Here is a 16,754-nt window from a genome sequence, read left to right as displayed (position 1 = left end):
GGCGATTCGAATGCCATACAGGTCGATCGACTTGCAAATGTCCATTCCCCGGACACAAGAAAAGAGCACTATGCAAAATCAAGTACTGCAGAAGCCGATCGTCGACCAAACCAAATTGGAAGCCGATACGGCCAGACAAACGGAGCAGCTGCGAGTAAAGAACAGTGCCGTCGAACAAAGCGGCAAGCCGAAAATCAAGGAGAGACAGCGTCGCGAATCCGGTTCGAGCTTTAAACGCGGAAAACGTGGAGAAGCGACCGGGGAATCTGATGACAGCAGTGGGGAACCGACAGTTCCCGCCGTGAAGAAGCATCCCTACAAAGGGCAGCACATCGATATTTCGTTTTAGCCGCATCTAATCGCGAATTGCAGGTGAATAATATGGAACCATGGCAAATCATCGTTTTACTGGGGGCGCTCGCAGTGATTGGGTCCGTACTGCTGCCGCGTAAAAATGTGAACACCGACCAGTCTCAAACGGTTCGAAATATGGAAACGGCTCTTGAGCAGTTTATGGAAAATATGGAGGCGGACAATCGGGAGCTCGCCCGGCTTGTTACGAAAGCACAGCAGGAAGCCAGCGAGCAGGCATTAGAGCGCGAAAGGCGGATAGCCGAGCTGGAGAAGCAATGCGCAAAGCTGGAGGCCTCACTTGCCGAACGATTGCAAGGCGCGAGTCAGTATGTTCCTGCAGCAGCTTCTGTGACGTATAATCTTAATCAACATTTAGCTGAATCTCAAAACACTGACTCAATACAAGACCCTTCGGATCAGTTGTCTATGGAGAGAGAGGAACTGCCCTCCGATACTTCTCCGACGATTCGCCGCCGTTACGCAGAGCTGTTCGCGTTTCACGATAATGGTAAGTCTGTGGAGGCTATCGCCAGGAAACTGAATATGAATAAGGGAGAAGTGCTGCTTATTCTCCAGTTATCCAAGCAGGAGGAAGCGGTGCGTCATGAATAAAAGGCCATTTCTTTTCGGAGTGGGTATCGGGATCATAATAGGGGCTTCTCTTCTTCAACTTATGCTTATTGGCGAGCGGCAGGTCGGAGAATCAAGTAATGTTGACCAGGAAACCGCCGTTTTAAAAACATATACAGAGGCAGAGGTCGGCCAACGTTTGACGGAAGAACGTGACCGTATCCGGATTGAATTACAGCAGGAATTCGATAATAGGCAGAAGGTTAAGGAAAAGCCGGCGGAAGCCGTCAAGGAAAACGCTGCGGATTTAACTGACCGGATCAGGAGTGAAATCGTCCGTATCCCCCCGAATGCAAGCTTGATTAAGACGGCGAGTATATTGGAAGCTGCCGAAATCATAAGTGATAAGAAATCTTTTTTAGACCTGATGCGCGGCGTCAAAGTGCGTGCGGGCTATTTTCTGTTTGTGGGGCAGCCGACGCTGCAGCAAGTGAAAAACGTAATAACAGGCACTCCGCTTCCAATGAAGAATCTAGAGGCAGAGCTTGCAAGATTAAAGCGGGATTAAATGAACGTTCACATCTTGCCATGTACCGCTGTCAAATGCTGTTGCATGGGCCCATACAGATGTGGTATATTAATTGACGGTGTTAAAAACACACGCCGATTAATTTCGTCAAGGGTGCTTCGGCCAGGTCGAAGTTTTGACGAAAAATGATATTGGCGGAGGAAAACAAAAAAAACCATTATACAGGAGGTGTTGTGGAGATGGCGGTTATTTCCATGAAACAGCTGCTTGAAGCTGGGGTGCACTTCGGTCATCAGACTCGTCGTTGGAACCCGAAGATGGATCGTTATATCTTCACTGAACGGAACGGTATTTACATCATTGACCTGCAAAAGACGGTCAAGAAAGTCGAAGAAGCTTACAACTTCGTTCGCTCTATAGCGGAAGAAGGCGGAACAATGCTCTTCGTCGGCACGAAAAAACAAGCGCAGGATTCGGTTAAAGAAGAAGCTGAGCGTTGCGGCAACTTCTACATCAACCAACGTTGGCTCGGAGGTACGCTTACCAACTTTCAAACAATCCAAAAGCGTATCGATCGTCTGAAATTGCTTGAGAAATGGGAAGAAGACGGTACATTCAATGTGCTGCCTAAGAAGGAAGTCATCATTCTCCGTAAAGAGAAGGATCGTCTTGAGAAATTCCTCGGCGGCATTAAAGGTATGAGAGGCTTGCCAAGCGCCCTCTTCATCATCGATCCTCGTAAAGAGCGCATCGCGGTTGCCGAAGCACGCAAGCTTGGTATCCCAATCGTTGGTATCGTTGATACGAACTGCGATCCGGACGAAATCGATTATGTCATTCCTGGTAATGACGACGCAATCCGCGCAGTTAAATTGCTCACTGCAAAAATGGCTGATGCTATTGTGGAAGCGAACCAAGGCGAACAAACGACGGCATAGTCGTCCTATACAAGTCAGCAAGAAAGGGTGGTCAGAAGGTGATAAACCTCTCACCGCCCTTTTTTCGAATGTATAATTTTTAATAAAACCAGGAGGTCTCCATCATGGCGGTTAATGCAAGTGCAGTTAAAGAATTGCGTGAAAAGACTGGCGCAGGAATGCTCGATTGCAAGAAAGCATTGGAAGAAGCAAATGGCGATTTGGCGAAAGCAACCGATCTGCTGCGTGAGAAAGGTCTTGCTGCCGCGGCAAACAAGGCAGGACGTATCGCAACGGAAGGCGTTGTAGAATCCTATATTCATGCAGGCGGCCGTATCGGCGTTCTCGTCGAAATCAACTGTGAAACCGACTTTGTAGGCAAAACAGATCAATTCCGCGAATTCGCCCGTGATATCGCAATGCAAATTGCAGCGGCAAACCCGAAATTCGTCAGCCGCGAAGAAGTATCCCAGGAAGAGTTGGACAAAGAACGCGAGATCCTGAAAGCTCAAGCGCTGAATGAAGGTAAACCTGCTAACATCGTTGAGAAAATGGTGGAAGGCCGTCTTGGTAAATACTACGAAGAGTTCTGTCTGCTGGAGCAGCCATTCATTAAAGACCAGGACAAAACGATCGCTACGCTGTTGAAGGAAAAAATCAGCACGATCGGCGAAAACATTTCGATCCGCCGTTTTGTTCGTTATGAGCTTGGCGAAGGCATGGAGAAGAAAGAAGACAACTTCGTTGCAGAAGTAATGTCGCAAGCAAAACTGTAATCCGAACTCTCTAGGCGGGGCGGGGCGTCCGCCCCGCCTTGTTCGTTTGAATGCGGAACATTTAAAAAATAGTATACGGCCTTAAAACAAGGTCAAAGATGGAGGTATACCACGTTGCAAAGTCCCGTGTACAAACGTATAGTATTGAAAGTTAGCGGTGAATCGTTGTCGGGTAATAATGGATATGGCATTGATGCAGCTGTTATTGCTTCAATTGCCGAGCAAGTGAAAGAAGTTGTGGAATTAAACGTTGAAGTGGCGATTGTAGTGGGTGGCGGCAACATATGGCGGGGTATTGCAGGAACCGCTAAAGGTATTGACCGCGCTACGGCCGATTACATGGGTATGCTCGCTACGGTTATGAATTCGCTCGCGCTTCAGGATGCGCTCGAGCAAATAGAAGTTCCCACCAGGGTACAGACATCGATCGCCATGCAGCAGATCGCCGAGCCTTATATCCGCCGCCGCGCGATACGCCACTTGGAAAAAGGGCGCGTTGTTATTTTTGCCGCAGGCACGGGTAACCCATTCTTCTCGACGGATACGACAGCTGCCCTCAGAGCCGCTGAAATTGAAGCCGAAGTTATTTTGATGGCTAAGAACAAAGTTGACGGCGTATATTCCGCAGACCCATTCAAGGATGAAACAGCTGAGAAGTACGACATACTTACTTATTTGGACGTATTAAACCGGAATCTTGGCGTAATGGACTCAACCGCTTCCTCGTTATGCATGGATAACAATATACCGCTCGTCGTATTCTCCATAACCGAGCAAGGCAATATAAAACGAGTCGTTCTTGGAGAAAAAATCGGAACAATTGTGAAGGGAAGTGTCGATTAGTGCCACAGTCAATCAAGAAAAGTGCGGAAGATCGCATGGACAAAGCGGTCGGCGCATTAAAACGCGATCTTTCAACGCTTCGTGCAGGCCGCGCTACTCCGGCACTGCTCGACCGCGTCCAAGTTGAATATTACGGTTCTATGACCCCGATCAATCAATTGGCGAACATTAATACGCCTGATACCAGAACGCTCCTGATTCAGCCTTGGGATAAATCATCACTTGGCGCTATCGAGAAAGCGATTCAGAAATCTGATTTGGGACTCACCCCTTCCAATGACGGCAGCACCATCCGCATCGGAATACCGATGCTGACGGAGGAGCGCCGAACCGAACTCGTGAAGATGACGAAGAAATTCGGCGAGGAAGCGAAAGTCGCAATCCGGAACATCCGGCGCGACGCCAACGACGATATTAAGAAATTGGAAAAAACCGAAATTTCCGAAGATGAATCGCGCCGTCACCAGGAAGATGTTCAAAAGACCACGGATAAATGGATTGCTGAAGTAGATAAGGTGCTCGCTGCAAAAGAAAAAGAAATTATGGAAGTATAATGAATCACGCTCACCGGCCCCTCCGACAGGTGGGGTTTGTTGCATAAATCGACGTTAGCGGTGGGGGGATGAACATGTGTTTCAGCGATTGAGAGCCTTTTTCGGCAAAACGTCCGCATTACTGCCGCAGGCGCTTGATACGGATAACATACCGCAGCACATCGCAATCATTATGGACGGCAATGGCAGATGGGCCAAAAACCGGGGACTTCCGCGTATTGCCGGTCATCATTCCGGGATGAAGACGGTTAAACGAATCACGATGGCGGCCGACCGGCTCGGTGTGAAATACTTGACGTTATACGCGTTTTCAACAGAAAATTGGAAACGTCCGAAGGCGGAGGTCGAGTTTCTAATGAAGCTTCCGCAGCAATTTTTGTCAATCGAGCTTAAGGAACTAATTGAGAATAACGTCCAGGTTCGGATGATGGGGTATAAGGAAGATTTACCGTCACATACGCTTGAGGCCGTAGAAGAAGCGGTGCGCCAGACGGCCGGCAATACAGGTCTTGTTCTCAATTTTGCGCTCAATTACGGCAGCCGTAAGGAAATGATCGGAGCGGTGAGACAGATCAGCGAAGCGGTGCAGGCCGGAAGATTGGCTCCTCAGGATATTGAGGATTCCCACCTGGCCGAGCATCTCTTGTCAGCCGGTATTCCCGACCCTGATTTACTCATCCGAACCAGCGGTGAACTCAGGCTCAGCAATTTTATGTTATGGCAGCTCGCCTATAGCGAAATGTGGTTTACCGACGTCTACTGGCCGGAGTTTACGGAAGAACATTTTCACGATGCCGTTCGCGAATATCAGCGTCGGGCTCGTCGCTACGGCGGTCTGTAACCGGCACTACTGGAGAGTGTCTACCTTTGAAACAACGAATTGTAACGGGTGTCATCGGAGGCGCCGTATTCGTCCTTATGACGGTGCTGGGCGGATGGTATTATTATGGACTGCTATTATTGCTCGCTATTACCGGCTTTGGGGAATATGCCCGAATGAACGGACTGCGGTGGCATCATCCGGCTTCGCTCATCGGTTTCGCCGGGATGTTTGTCGTGCTGATTCCGTGGGATGCGCTCGGCCTGGCTCAGCCCAATGCCATACATACGCTTTGGCTTCTTCTCTTTTTGCTGCTCACGATTACCGTATTTACGAAAAACGATATGACAATCGATGGCGCCGCTCTTCTTCTGCTTGGGGCGCTATACGTCGGTTATGGTTTTCATGCGATGTTTGAAGTCCGTAACGCCGACTCTCATGGACTGCTTATGAGCTGCGCGGCTTTTGGAGCGATTTGGGCTTCCGATATCGGCGCTTACTTCGTCGGTCGCACCATTGGCAAGCATAAGCTCTGGCCTTCAATAAGTCCTAATAAGACGATCGAAGGTTCTTTGGGCGGTGTGGTGCTGTCAATGGCGGTTGCGGTTATGTTCTCCTTTGCGGCTCCGGACGCAATCCATTTGGACAAAGCGTTAATGATCGGACTCGTCGCGGCAGTGGCAGGGCAGCTTGGAGACCTCATTCAATCCGCCTACAAGCGGGTAAGGGGGATAAAAGATACTGGAGCAATACTTCCGGGACATGGCGGCGTGCTGGACCGTTGCGACAGCTGGCTCGTTGTTTTTCCGCTGCTGGTTATGACCGGACTGGTGCCTTTAAGCTAGAAGGATAGGTGAATAATGAAAAAACTGACGATTCTCGGTTCAACCGGCTCCATCGGAACGCAGACGCTGGATGTTGTCGGCAGCGAGCCGGAGGCGTACGAAGTGCTCGGTCTTGCGGCTGGTGCAAATGTGGAGCTGCTCATTGAACAATCAAAGCGGTTTCGTCCGCGTATGGTCTGCTTGTCGACAAAAGCGCTGGCGGATGAAGCGGCCCCTTATCTTCCGCAAGGAACGAAAGTGCTGTTCGGCGAAGAGGGACTTATCGAGATCGCTGCTGCCACCGAAGCGGATACCGTCGTTACGGCTATCGTCGGCAGCCGCGGATTGAAGGCGACTATGGCAGCCATTGAAGCGGGCAAAGATATCGGTCTGGCGAACAAGGAAACGCTAGTTACTGCAGGTCATCTCGTCATGAAGCGGGCGGCCGAAAAAGGCGTAAACGTACTCCCCATCGACAGCGAGCATTCGGCTATTTTTCAATGCTTAAACGGCGAACCCCGCTCTGCTGTCAAACGAATCACACTGACCGCTTCCGGAGGTTCGTTCCGCGACCGTACCAGGGATCAGCTTGAAGGGGTGACTGTGGCGGAAGCGCTCAATCATCCGAACTGGTCGATGGGTGCCAAAATAACGATCGATTCCGCAACAATGGTCAACAAAGGGCTTGAGGTTATTGAAGCGCGCTGGCTGTTCGATCTTGATTACGGACAGATCGACGTCCTCATTCATCCGGAGAGCATCATCCATTCTTATGTGGAATTTATAGATAACAGCATTATCGCGCAGCTTGGACTGCCCGATATGCGAATACCGATACAATATGCCCTAACTTACCCGCAGCGCCGTCCGACACCAACGGAATCACTCAACCTGATAAAGATTGGCGCGCTGCATTTTCGCGAAATTGATTTCGAACGTTACCCTTGTCTGCGGATGGCTTATGAGAGCGGCAAAGCGGGAAAATCGGCGCCTACGGTTTTCAATGCCGCCAATGAAACAGCAGTCGCCCGTTTCCTTGAGGGGGCTGTCACTTTCCTTGAAATCGAGCGCATTATCGAGCAGGTGCTTAGCCGGCACACTGTTCAGGACGTAACGGATTTGCAAGCGATCGCCGAGGTCGATGCCTGGGCTCGAAACGAAGCGTCATCCGTCTAAACTTTGGTTCTCTTGTATCGGACGGGAGAATAATGATAATCTTAGTACAAGCCGTTACGAACAGGAGGCTAAGGCAGCGATGCACATGATACAGATCGTCTTTTTGACGGTAATGGTTTTCTTCGTTATTGTGACTATCCACGAGTGGGGTCATTTTTACTTTGCGAAGCGCGCAGGCATTTTGGTCAGGGAATTCGCGATCGGTTTCGGACCGAAGCTGTTTTCAATTAAACGTGGAGAAACGCGCTATACGCTGCGCTTGGTTCCCGCAGGCGGATTCGTAAGGATGGCAGGGGAAGACCCTGAGCTTGTCGAAATACAGCCGGGACAAACCATTGCAGTCCGACTGGTCGACAACCGGGTAACGAGGTTATTTCTTGATAGGCTCGATGAGCGCTCGAATGTCGTTCGTGGTGAAGTCGAATCCATTGATATTGAGAAAGCGCTCAAGCTTGTACTTGTATCCGACGGTGTAGTGGAAACCTATGATATTGAACCCAAAGCGCTTATGGTTTCCAAAAACAAAGAAACTCAAATAGCTCCGATTGACCGTCAATTCGGAAGCAAAACGGTTGGTCAGCGAGCGCTTGCGATTGTGGCCGGCCCGGTGATGAACTTTGTTCTCGCATTTGCTTTGTTTGCCGCTTATTATCAAATGGCGGGCGTACCGATGGATCATCCCGATCGTTTGCTGATCGGCAATATCAGCGAAGGAATGCCGGCATCGAAGACGGATTTGCACGTGGGTGATGTGATTGACTCAATTAACGGGGTCAAAATCGGGACCGATTACGAGAAAATGATCGGACTAATCAGTAAATCGCCGAATGTTCCGATAACGTTTAACGTCCTTCGGGACGGAAAACCGATAAGCTTTAAAATCACGCCTCGCCCGGATCCGACAACCGGAGAAGGTAAGGTGGGAATTTCAGCCGCGTATCCGACACGTCCCGTAGGGTTCGGCGAAACCTTTACGCTCGCGGGCAAAGCAATGAAAGCGATGACGATCAGTATTTTTGACGGCTTCAAAAAACTGATTATGGGCCAATTCAAGCTTGATGACCTCGGCGGACCCGTTCGGACAGCGCAGGTCACAAGTCAAATTGCTGAACAAGGAATAACGGAGCTCACCTCATGGGCGGCGCTGCTCAGCCTATACCTTGGGATATTCAATTTACTGCCGATACCGGCTCTGGACGGCAGCCGTTTAATCTTTCTCGGGCTGGAGGCGGTTCGCGGACGACCGATCGATCCGAACCGTGAAAGCATGGTGCATTTTATCGGCTTTGCTATGCTGATGCTGCTTATGCTGGCCGTCACGTACAATGACATTTTGCGATTGGTAAGAGGGGAGCACTGAAACGGTTATGTCGAAGGAGAAGCAGTTTGTAACGGAGATAACACCACAGGGCGAAGATTTCTCCCGGTGGTACATCGATGTGATCAAGAAAGCCGAATTAATGGATTATTCGCCGGTGCGGGGATGTATCGTGTTCCGGCCGGATGGATTCGAGATTTGGGAGCATATGAAGGATGAGCTCGACCGGCGGTTCAAGGAAACGGGCCACCGCAATGCGTATTTTCCGCTCTTTATTCCGGAGAGCTTCTTCCAGAAGGAGAAGGAGCATGTGGAAGGCTTTAATCCGGAGCTGCCTTGGGTAACCGAAGCGGGCGGAGAGAAGCTTGAGGAGCGGCTTGCGATCAGGCCGACATCCGAGACGATTATCGGTCATATGTACTCGAAATGGATTCAATCATACCGTGATTTGCCTGTCCTCATTAATCAGTGGGCGAACGTTGTCCGTTGGGAGAAAAGGACGCTGCCTTTCCTGAGAACTACCGAGTTTTTGTGGCAGGAAGGCCACACAGCGCATGAAACGGAAGCTGAAGCTCGCGGCGAGACGAATCAAATGCTGAGCATCTATAAGGATTTCGCCGAAAATTTCCTGGCGATTCCGGTTATCGTCGGACAAAAGACGCCATCGGAGAAATTTGCTGGCGCTGTCGACACTTTTTCAATCGAAGCGATGATGAAGGACGGACGCGCCGTGCAGGCCGCGACGTCACATTATTTGGGCACGAACTTTGCAGTCGCCTTCGATATTAAATATTTGGACCGGGAGAATACACAGCAGTTCGTACATACGACCTCCTGGGGATCAACGACGCGTCTCATAGGAGCTCTGATCATGGTGCACGGCGATGACCGTGGTCTCGCGCTTCCGCCTAAAGTGGCGCCGACACAGGTGGTAATGATTCCGATAGGGCCGCCGAAAACGCGCGAGCAGGTTATTGGACGAGTGGACGAGCTGTATACAGAACTGAAAAAGGCCGGCGTACGTGTTAAAGTGGACGACCGCAGCGATGTCAGCCCCGGCTGGAAGTTCAATGAATACGAAATGCGCGGCGTGCCTGTTCGACTTGAGCTTGGTCCTCGCGATATGGAGAACGGACAGGTTGTACTCGTCTCCCGGTTGACCGGAGAGAAACGGGTTGTCTCACAGGCCGACCTTGTTGCCGAAATCAAGCGTATGCTGGATGAAATTCAGGCCGGCATGCTGGAGAGGGCTAAGCAGTTCCGCGCGGAGCACTCCTATTCTGTTGAAACACTGGACGAAATGAAATCGCTCATGGAAGAAAAACGCGGTTTCGCTTTGGCCGGGTGGTGCGGTTCTGAGTCATGCGAGAGGCAAGTGAAAGAAGAAACCGGAGCGACAAGCCGCAACATTCCTTTCGAGCCTGCGCAGCAGAAGACACAATGTCTCGTTTGCGGCGAGAAAGCGAAGCATACGGTTGTATTTGCCCGGGCGTATTGAGTCTTTTTGGGGAGGAAATAATGAGCCAAACCGGGGAAAAGCGGCATCGTTTCGAACTGCTTCTCAAGCAGTCGGAGCTGCCGCAGCAATTGACGGATGAACATTTTGGGGACGGGTATATCGACAAAGTGATCGTGAGCCGGAGCAACCGGGAATGGACGTTTTGCATACGCAAAGCGTCCTTGGTTCCTTTACCGGCTTTTGGTGTTTTTTGCCGCACTGTACAGTCTAAGTTTGCACATATTGCAGAGATTTCATTTAAATTCAGCTATGAGGAAGCCGTGTTGACGGACGATGTGCTGCTGGAATATTGGCCGGCATTCGTCGAATGGGTACAGCAGCATAACGCATCGGTGAACGGCTGGCTCGGCAAGGCGAAGATGGAAGCCGAAGGCGGCCTCCTCACGATCGCGCTGCTCGATGAGATGGGTCTTGAGCTTGCCCGCAAGAAGAAGATCGACGAAATGGCGGTTCGATTCTTCGAGGAGCAGTTTGACCGGACTTGCAGAGTGAAGCTGGCGGTAGGGCAGCAAAGCCAGGAGGCTTATGAACAGTTCGCTCAGAAGCGCGACCGGGAAGAGCGGGAAGTCATCCAGCAAATGATAAGCAGCGCAGCGTCCGAAGCTCCTCCGGTGGAGGAGGGCGAAGTGAGGCTCGTCGTCGGTTATGACATACGCGATGAACCGGTGCCTGTAATGAACATCGTCGAGGAAGAGAAGAAGGTAACCGTCCAGGGCTCAGTCTTCGCTCTAGATGTGAAGGAGCTTCGCAACGGCAGCACGCTCTTTACATTTAACGTAACGGATTTTACCGATTCGATCGCGATGAAAATGTTCGCCAAGACGAAGGACGACGTCAAGGTGCTTAGTCAACTGTCCAACGGCAAATGGATCAAAGCCCGCGGGCGCGTAGAATACGACCGGTTCATGCAGGAACCCGAGCTCGTCATGATGCCCTCCGATCTTCATGAAGTAGTGCCGCCGAAGGAAGCCAAAGACGATGCGGAAGAAAAACGCGTCGAGTTTCACCTTCATACGACAATGAGCACGATGGACGCCGTGACGCCCGTTGACGCGTACATAAAACAAGCGGCGAAGTGGGGACATAAAGCAATCGCCATTACCGATCACAGTAATGTGCAGTGCTATCCCGACGCTGCGAAGGCGGCGAAGAAGCATGGGATCAAGGTGCTGTTCGGTCTGGAAGCCAATGTCGTCAACGACGCCGTTCCAATGGTCCTTAACCCGCGCGAAGAAACGCTGCAAACGGCCGAATATGTCGTATTTGATATTGAGACGACCGGATTGTCTGTCGTCAACAATAAGATTATCGAGCTTGCCGGCGTGAAAATGCGGGAAGGGAAGGAAATTGACCGTTTCTCGACCTTCATTAACCCGCACGAAGCGATTCCCTACAACATTCAGCAGCTGACGAACATAACGAACGATATGGTGCAGGATGCGCCGGAGCTTGAGCCGATGCTTCGCGAATTTGTGGATTTCATCGGATCTTCGGTGCTGGTGGCGCATAATGCGCGGTTCGATATGGGCTTCATTCAGGCGGCTTGCAAGAGGCTGGGAATGCCGGAGGTCAGGAATCCGGTGCTGGATACGCTGGAGCTCGCCCGCTTCCTTCATCCGACGATGAAGAACCATAGGCTGAACACGCTATCGGATAAATATAAAATAAGTCTGGAAAATCATCACAGGGCCATCGACGATTCAATCGTCCTCGGCGGCGTTCTATTCGGACTCATAGGCGACGCCGTTCAACGGAACATAACGGGCCTTCATATGCTGAACGATTATGTCGGACTCGATTTATCCAACATGCGTCCGTTCCACTGCTGCATTTATGCGCTTAATGCTGTGGGCAAGAAGAACTTATTCAAGCTCATATCGCTGTCTCATACGCAATATTTTAAACGTGTCGCCTCTATTCCGAAGAGCAAGCTTTCCGAGCTGAGAGAAGGGCTGCTGATCGTTTCAGGCTGCGAGAAGGGCGAGTTTTTTGAAACGGTAATGAACAAATCGGTTGAGGAAGCCGAGGAAGCGGCGCGTTACTACGATGTGCTTGAAATTCAGCCTGTCACCTTCTACATGCATCTGGTGGAGAAGGGTTTTGTCGCCAGTCGCGCCGAAATCGAGCAGGCGCTTCGGCGCGTCTGCGAAATCGGCGACAAGCTGGGCAAGCCGGTCATCGCCACAGGAAATGTCCATTATTTGCTTCCCCGGGACAAAATGTTCCGTGATATCACCATTCACGGCATAACAGGCTTTAGCCCGCTCAAAGACATCCGCAAACCGGACGCTCATTTCCGGACGACCAAAGAGATGCTTGAGGAATTCGCATTTCTGGGCGAAGCCAGGGCTTATGAGGTCGTAGTGAAAAATACGTCGGAGCTGGCTGAGCGGTTCGAAGAATTTCAAATGTTTCCGAAGACAGGCGGACCGACGGACAACGGATTGTTCTCGCCTATTATTGAAGGCGCGGATGATGAAATCCGGACCAAGTGCTATGACACGGCAAAACGGATGTACGGTGAACCCTTGCCCGATATTGTCGTTCAGCGGCTGGAGAAGGAACTTGTTCCTATTATCAAATACGGCTTCTCGGCAAACTATTTGATTTCCGAACGGCTGGTCAAGAAGTCTAACGAGGACGGCTACCTGGTCGGTTCCAGGGGGTCGGTCGGCTCCTCGGTGGTGGCTACGTTTCTCGGCATTTCGGAGGTAAACCCGCTGCCTGCTCACTACACGTGTCTAAGTGAAACGTGCAAATACAGCGAGTGGTTCCTGGACGGCAGCTACCCGAGCGGCTTCGATTTGCCGGACAAGACCTGCCCGAACTGCGGTAAACCGCTCAAAGGCGAGGGACAGGACATACCGTTCGAAACGTTCCTCGGCTTCAAGGGAGATAAAGTTCCCGATATCGATCTTAACTTCTCAGGTGAATATCAGCCGATAGCTCATAATTACACTAAAGTGATTTTCGGGGAGAAAAACGTATATCGTGCGGGAACGATCGGTACGGTCGCGGAGAAGACGGCATTCGGGTTTACCAAAAAGTATGAAGAAGATCATGGCAAGAAATGGCGCGGGGCAGAGCTTTCAAGGCTTGCCAGCGGCTGTACCGGAGTTAAGCGAAGCACGGGCCAGCATCCCGGCGGCATTGTAGTCGTACCTGAATATATCGAGGTGGAAGATATTACGCCGGTGCAATACCCGGCTGACGATACGGGCGCGGAGTGGAAAACGACGCATTTTGATTACCATGCATTCGATGAGAACCTGCTCAAGCTTGATATTCTCGGGCACGACGATCCGACGATGATGCGGATGCTGCAGGATTTGACTGGCGTCGACCCGACGACGATACCGATGAACGATCCGAAGGTCATGAGCATGTTCAACTCCTCGGAGGCACTGGGCGTGACGCCGGAACAAATCCGCTCTCCTGTCGCCACTTATGGAGTGCCGGAGATGGGAACGAAGTTCGTTCGGCAGATGCTCGAGGAGACGAAGCCGTCGTCCTTTGCGGACCTGCTCCAAATATCGGGTCTCTCCCACGGAACCGGCGTTTGGCTCGGCAATGCGCAGGAGCTGATCAAGAATCGGACGTGTACAATTAAGACTGTAATCGGCTGCCGCGACGACATCATGCTTTACCTGATATATAAGGCGGGAATGGACGCGGGGCTCGCATTTAAAATTACCGAAAGCGTGCGGAAAGGCAAGGGGCTGACACCGGAGTGGATTGACGAAATGAAGCGGTGCAAGGTGCCGCAGTGGTATATCGACTCGTGTCTGAAGATCGAGTATATGTTCCCGAAGGCGCATGCCGCCGCTTATGTTATTTCGGCAGTACGAACTGCTTACTTCAAGCTTTATTATCCGATTGCTTATTATGCGACGTATTTTAGCGTTCGAGCGGAAGATTTCGATCTGGAACTGCTTTGCCAGGGTTATGATGCTATTTTGCGTAAACTTATCGAAATTGAATCGAAGGGGTTCAGCGCCACGCCTAAGGAGAAAGGCTCGGTATCGCTGCTGGAGATGGCACTGGAGATGACGGCACGGGGCTTTTCATTCAAACCGGTCGACCTTTACCGTTCCGATGCTACCCGGTTCATAATCGACGGCAGCTCGCTCATTCCGCCGTTTGCGGCCATCGCGGGTATCGGCGACAACGCCGCCCGCAACATTGCAGCCGCGCGCGAAGCAGGCGAATTCCTCTCGGTGGAGGACTTCCAGCAGAAGTCAAAAGCATCGAAAACGATTATCGAAGTGCTTGGCGGAATGGGATGTTTCCGCGGCCTTCCCGAGTCCAACCAGCTATCATTGTTCTAATTTATTTATTGGTTTCCGGAAAGCCGAAGCGAGGAAGCAAGCTTTCTTCAGGAAACGCCGGGTGCAGCTTTCCCGCAGCCGAGACGTACTCTTAAGCGCCATAACAATTCATTTGTTGTCACCACAAGATGGTTATGGTATAATCTTTCTGGCAATGCTGATGATACGACTTTTTCGCAGAAGAGTGGGGAAACCCACTCTTTACGTTTTGTCAACACCTTTTTACGACTGACAACTAACCGATTGATTGGCCCAGAGCCGTCAACAGTTATAGATTTCACTAACAACTGATGGCCGCTACAAACGCGATTAACAGTTGCCAATTTCACTGACAACTGAATCGCCGCTATAAACGCGATTAACAGTTGCAAAATTTCACTGACAACTGAATCGCCGCTATAAACGCGATTAACAGTTGCAAAATTTCACTGACAACTGAATCGCCGCTATAAACGCGATTAACAGTTGCAAAATTTCACTGACAACCGAATCGCCGCTACAAACGCGATTAACAGTTGCAAAATTTCACTGACAACCGAATCGCCGCTACAAACGCGATTAACAGTTGCAGTAGGGGGTACATCATTTTTGAGCACAGCTAAAATCAAAACCGTCGTGGAAGAAATGGTCCGTCCGTTTCTTGACGAAAATGGATTTGAGCTTGTTGACGTGGAATACGTCAAAGAAGGCGGCAACTGGTTTCTCCGCGTATTCGTCGACAAAGAAGGCAGCATCGATATTGACGAATGCGGCCGTGTCAGCGAGTTTCTGAGCGAGAAGCTCGATGAGCAGGACCCGATCACAGAGGCTTACTTTCTCGAGGTTTCATCGCCTGGAGCAGAGAGGCCGCTAAAGAAACCGGACGACGTTCGCAAAGCGGTGGGCAAACACGTCTTTATTACAACGTATGAGCCTATCGGGGGATCCAAGGAGTTCGAAGGCACGCTCCTTTCGTTCGATGGAGAAGAAGCGGTCGTCGAGATCGGCAAAAAGAAGCATACGATCCCATATGCCAAAATGGCCAGTGCCCGTTTGGCCATCGTCTTCTAATTGAAGGCGATGGCAGCACTATAACGTAAGGGACTATTGAAAGGGGGAACTATTTTCCAATGAGCATGGATTTTATAGAAGCGCTGTCGGAAATCGAAAGAGAGAAAGGAATCAGCAAGGATGTTTTGATTGAAGCGATTGAAGCTGCCTTGATTTCCAGCTACAAACGCAATTTTAATACTGCCCAGAACGTTCGCGTTGACATTAACCGGTTTACCGGCGTCATCAAGGTGTACGCCCGCAAAACCGTGGTGGATGAAGTATTCGACCCGCGTCTCGAAATTTCTGTTGAAGCTTCCCGCGAAATCAACCCGCACTACCAGCTGGACGATATTGCAGAGATCGAAGTAACGCCACGCGATTTCGGCCGCATCGCAGCTCAAACCGCGAAGCAAGTAGTAACCCAGCGGATCCGGGAAGCGGAACGGGGATTGATTTATAATGCGTTCATTGACAAAGAGGAAGACATCGTAAACGGCATTATACAGCGTCAGGATGTACGCAATCTGTTCATCGATCTCGGTAAAGTAGAAGCGGTTCTCCCGCTGACGGAATTGATGCCGACAGACAAATTCAAGCACGGCGATCGTGTGAAATCGTTTATTACCAAGGTTGAAAATACGACCAAGGGACCGCAAATATTCCTCTCCCGGACACATCCAGGCCTGCTTAAAAGGCTTTTTGAGCTTGAAGTGCCGGAGATTTACGACGGTGTGGTAGAAATCCGGTCCGTCGCCAGAGAAGCCGGCTTCCGTTCCAAGATCGCTGTCTATTCCCGCAACGACGAGGTTGATCCCGTTGGCTCCTGCGTCGGGCAAAAAGGAATGCGCGTCCAGACTATCGTTACCGAGCTTAAGGGCGAGAAAATCGACATTGTCCGGTGGTCGGACAGTGTGGAAGAGTATGTTGCAAATGCGCTGAGTCCTTCCAAAGTATTGGAAGTTATCGTATATGAGCAGGAAAAAATGGCGCGCGTCATCGTGCCGGACTATCAACTGTCGCTTGCAATCGGTATTAAAGGGCAGAACGCGCGATTGGCCGCGAAGCTGACCGGTTGGAAAATCGATATTAAGAGCGAGACGCAGGCGGAGCAGGAATATGGCCGTCCGAAATCTCCGATGAACGCGATGCATCAGGACTCCGTCTCCATCGACTAGCGTATGCTTACGATGCCGC

At 50.8% G+C, this 16,754-nt stretch carries 15 protein-coding genes; all 15 read left to right on the top strand.

The features are described 5' to 3' along the window. The first annotated feature begins 10 nt into the window (after positions 1 to 10). Positions 11 to 349 (top strand): hypothetical protein, encoded by a 339-nt coding sequence (locus KZ483_RS17895; protein ID WP_220348861.1) that lies wholly within the window; start codon positions 11 to 13, stop codon positions 347 to 349. A gap of 32 nt (positions 350 to 381) precedes the next feature. Beyond that, on the top strand, positions 382 to 966 hold the full coding sequence (locus KZ483_RS17890) for a DUF6115 domain-containing protein (RefSeq protein ID WP_220348859.1): 585 nt from the start codon (positions 382 to 384) through the stop codon (positions 964 to 966). Further along, on the top strand, positions 959 to 1,492 hold the full coding sequence (locus KZ483_RS17885; RefSeq protein ID WP_220348856.1) for a hypothetical protein: 534 nt from the start codon (positions 959 to 961) through the stop codon (positions 1,490 to 1,492). Before KZ483_RS17890 ends, KZ483_RS17885 begins: the two co-directional genes overlap by 8 nt. Before the next feature lie 200 nt (positions 1,493 to 1,692). Then, complete coding sequence (rpsB, locus tag KZ483_RS17880) at positions 1,693 to 2,391, top strand: 30S ribosomal protein S2 (RefSeq protein ID WP_220348855.1); 699 nt, start codon at positions 1,693 to 1,695, stop codon at positions 2,389 to 2,391. A 104-nt stretch (positions 2,392 to 2,495) separates the two neighbouring features. Then, positions 2,496 to 3,146 carry a translation elongation factor Ts gene (tsf, locus tag KZ483_RS17875; protein ID WP_220348853.1) on the top strand — a complete coding sequence of 217 codons (651 nt, stop codon included), beginning with the start codon at positions 2,496 to 2,498 and terminating at the stop codon, positions 3,144 to 3,146. Positions 3,147 to 3,260: 114 nt separating this feature from the next. Continuing rightward, complete coding sequence (gene pyrH, locus KZ483_RS17870; protein ID WP_220348851.1) at positions 3,261 to 3,989, top strand: UMP kinase; 729 nt, start codon at positions 3,261 to 3,263, stop codon at positions 3,987 to 3,989. Next, positions 3,989 to 4,543, top strand: a complete 555-nt coding sequence (gene frr / locus KZ483_RS17865; protein ID WP_220348850.1) for a ribosome recycling factor — start codon at positions 3,989 to 3,991, stop codon at positions 4,541 to 4,543. Before pyrH ends, frr begins: the two co-directional genes overlap by 1 nt. Before the next feature lie 76 nt (positions 4,544 to 4,619). Continuing rightward, positions 4,620 to 5,384 (top strand): undecaprenyl pyrophosphate synthase, encoded by a 765-nt coding sequence (locus tag KZ483_RS17860; RefSeq protein WP_220348849.1) that lies wholly within the window; start codon positions 4,620 to 4,622, stop codon positions 5,382 to 5,384. Positions 5,385 to 5,410: 26 nt separating this feature from the next. After that, positions 5,411 to 6,208 carry a phosphatidate cytidylyltransferase gene (locus tag KZ483_RS17855; RefSeq protein WP_220348848.1) on the top strand — a complete coding sequence of 266 codons (798 nt, stop codon included), beginning with the start codon at positions 5,411 to 5,413 and terminating at the stop codon, positions 6,206 to 6,208. A gap of 15 nt (positions 6,209 to 6,223) precedes the next feature. Then, positions 6,224 to 7,363: a 1-deoxy-D-xylulose-5-phosphate reductoisomerase gene (locus KZ483_RS17850; RefSeq protein ID WP_220348847.1), complete on the top strand. Its 1,140-nt coding sequence runs from the start codon at positions 6,224 to 6,226 to the stop codon at positions 7,361 to 7,363. 79 nt (positions 7,364 to 7,442) lie between these two features. Then, entirely contained in the window at positions 7,443 to 8,723 is a 1,281-nt protein-coding gene (gene rseP, locus KZ483_RS17845) for an RIP metalloprotease RseP (RefSeq protein WP_220348846.1), read from the top strand. A 7-nt stretch (positions 8,724 to 8,730) separates the two neighbouring features. Further along, positions 8,731 to 10,179, top strand: coding sequence for a proline--tRNA ligase (gene proS, locus KZ483_RS17840; protein WP_220348845.1), 1,449 nt, complete (start codon positions 8,731 to 8,733; stop codon positions 10,177 to 10,179). A gap of 20 nt (positions 10,180 to 10,199) precedes the next feature. Beyond that, positions 10,200 to 14,528 carry a PolC-type DNA polymerase III gene (locus tag KZ483_RS17835; protein ID WP_220348844.1) on the top strand — a complete coding sequence of 1,443 codons (4,329 nt, stop codon included), beginning with the start codon at positions 10,200 to 10,202 and terminating at the stop codon, positions 14,526 to 14,528. A 588-nt stretch (positions 14,529 to 15,116) separates the two neighbouring features. Continuing rightward, positions 15,117 to 15,578, top strand: a complete 462-nt coding sequence (gene rimP / locus KZ483_RS17830) for a ribosome maturation factor RimP (RefSeq protein WP_220348843.1) — start codon at positions 15,117 to 15,119, stop codon at positions 15,576 to 15,578. Positions 15,579 to 15,637: 59 nt separating this feature from the next. Then, positions 15,638 to 16,735 (top strand): transcription termination factor NusA, encoded by a 1,098-nt coding sequence (gene nusA / locus KZ483_RS17825; protein WP_220348841.1) that lies wholly within the window; start codon positions 15,638 to 15,640, stop codon positions 16,733 to 16,735. Positions 16,736 to 16,754: the final 19 nt, after the last annotated feature.

The sequence above is a fragment of the Paenibacillus sp. sptzw28 genome (assembly GCF_019550795.1).
GTDB lineage: Bacteria > Bacillota > Bacilli > Paenibacillales > Paenibacillaceae > Paenibacillus_Z.
Note: the sequence above shows the minus strand (reverse complement) of the source record. Positions and strands in the feature narration are given on the sequence as shown.

Bases quoted from the DNA above. Each gene is read 5' to 3' on its own strand.
- tsf (WP_220348853.1), top strand. From the start codon at position 2,496: ATGGCGGTTAATGCAAGTGCAGTTAAAGAATTGCGTGAAAAGACTGGC.
- KZ483_RS17835 (WP_220348844.1), top strand. From the start codon at position 10,200: ATGAGCCAAACCGGGGAAAAGCGGCATCGTTTCGAACTGCTTCTCAAG.
- KZ483_RS17895 (WP_220348861.1), top strand. From the start codon at position 11: ATGCCATACAGGTCGATCGACTTGCAAATGTCCATTCCCCGGACACAA.
- KZ483_RS17885 (WP_220348856.1), top strand. From the start codon at position 959: ATGAATAAAAGGCCATTTCTTTTCGGAGTGGGTATCGGGATCATAATA.
- KZ483_RS17890 (WP_220348859.1), top strand. From the start codon at position 382: ATGGAACCATGGCAAATCATCGTTTTACTGGGGGCGCTCGCAGTGATT.
- proS (WP_220348845.1), top strand. From the start codon at position 8,731: ATGTCGAAGGAGAAGCAGTTTGTAACGGAGATAACACCACAGGGCGAA.
- nusA (WP_220348841.1), top strand. From the start codon at position 15,638: ATGAGCATGGATTTTATAGAAGCGCTGTCGGAAATCGAAAGAGAGAAA.
- rseP (WP_220348846.1), top strand. From the start codon at position 7,443: ATGCACATGATACAGATCGTCTTTTTGACGGTAATGGTTTTCTTCGTT.
- rpsB (WP_220348855.1), top strand. From the start codon at position 1,693: ATGGCGGTTATTTCCATGAAACAGCTGCTTGAAGCTGGGGTGCACTTC.
- KZ483_RS17850 (WP_220348847.1), top strand. From the start codon at position 6,224: ATGAAAAAACTGACGATTCTCGGTTCAACCGGCTCCATCGGAACGCAG.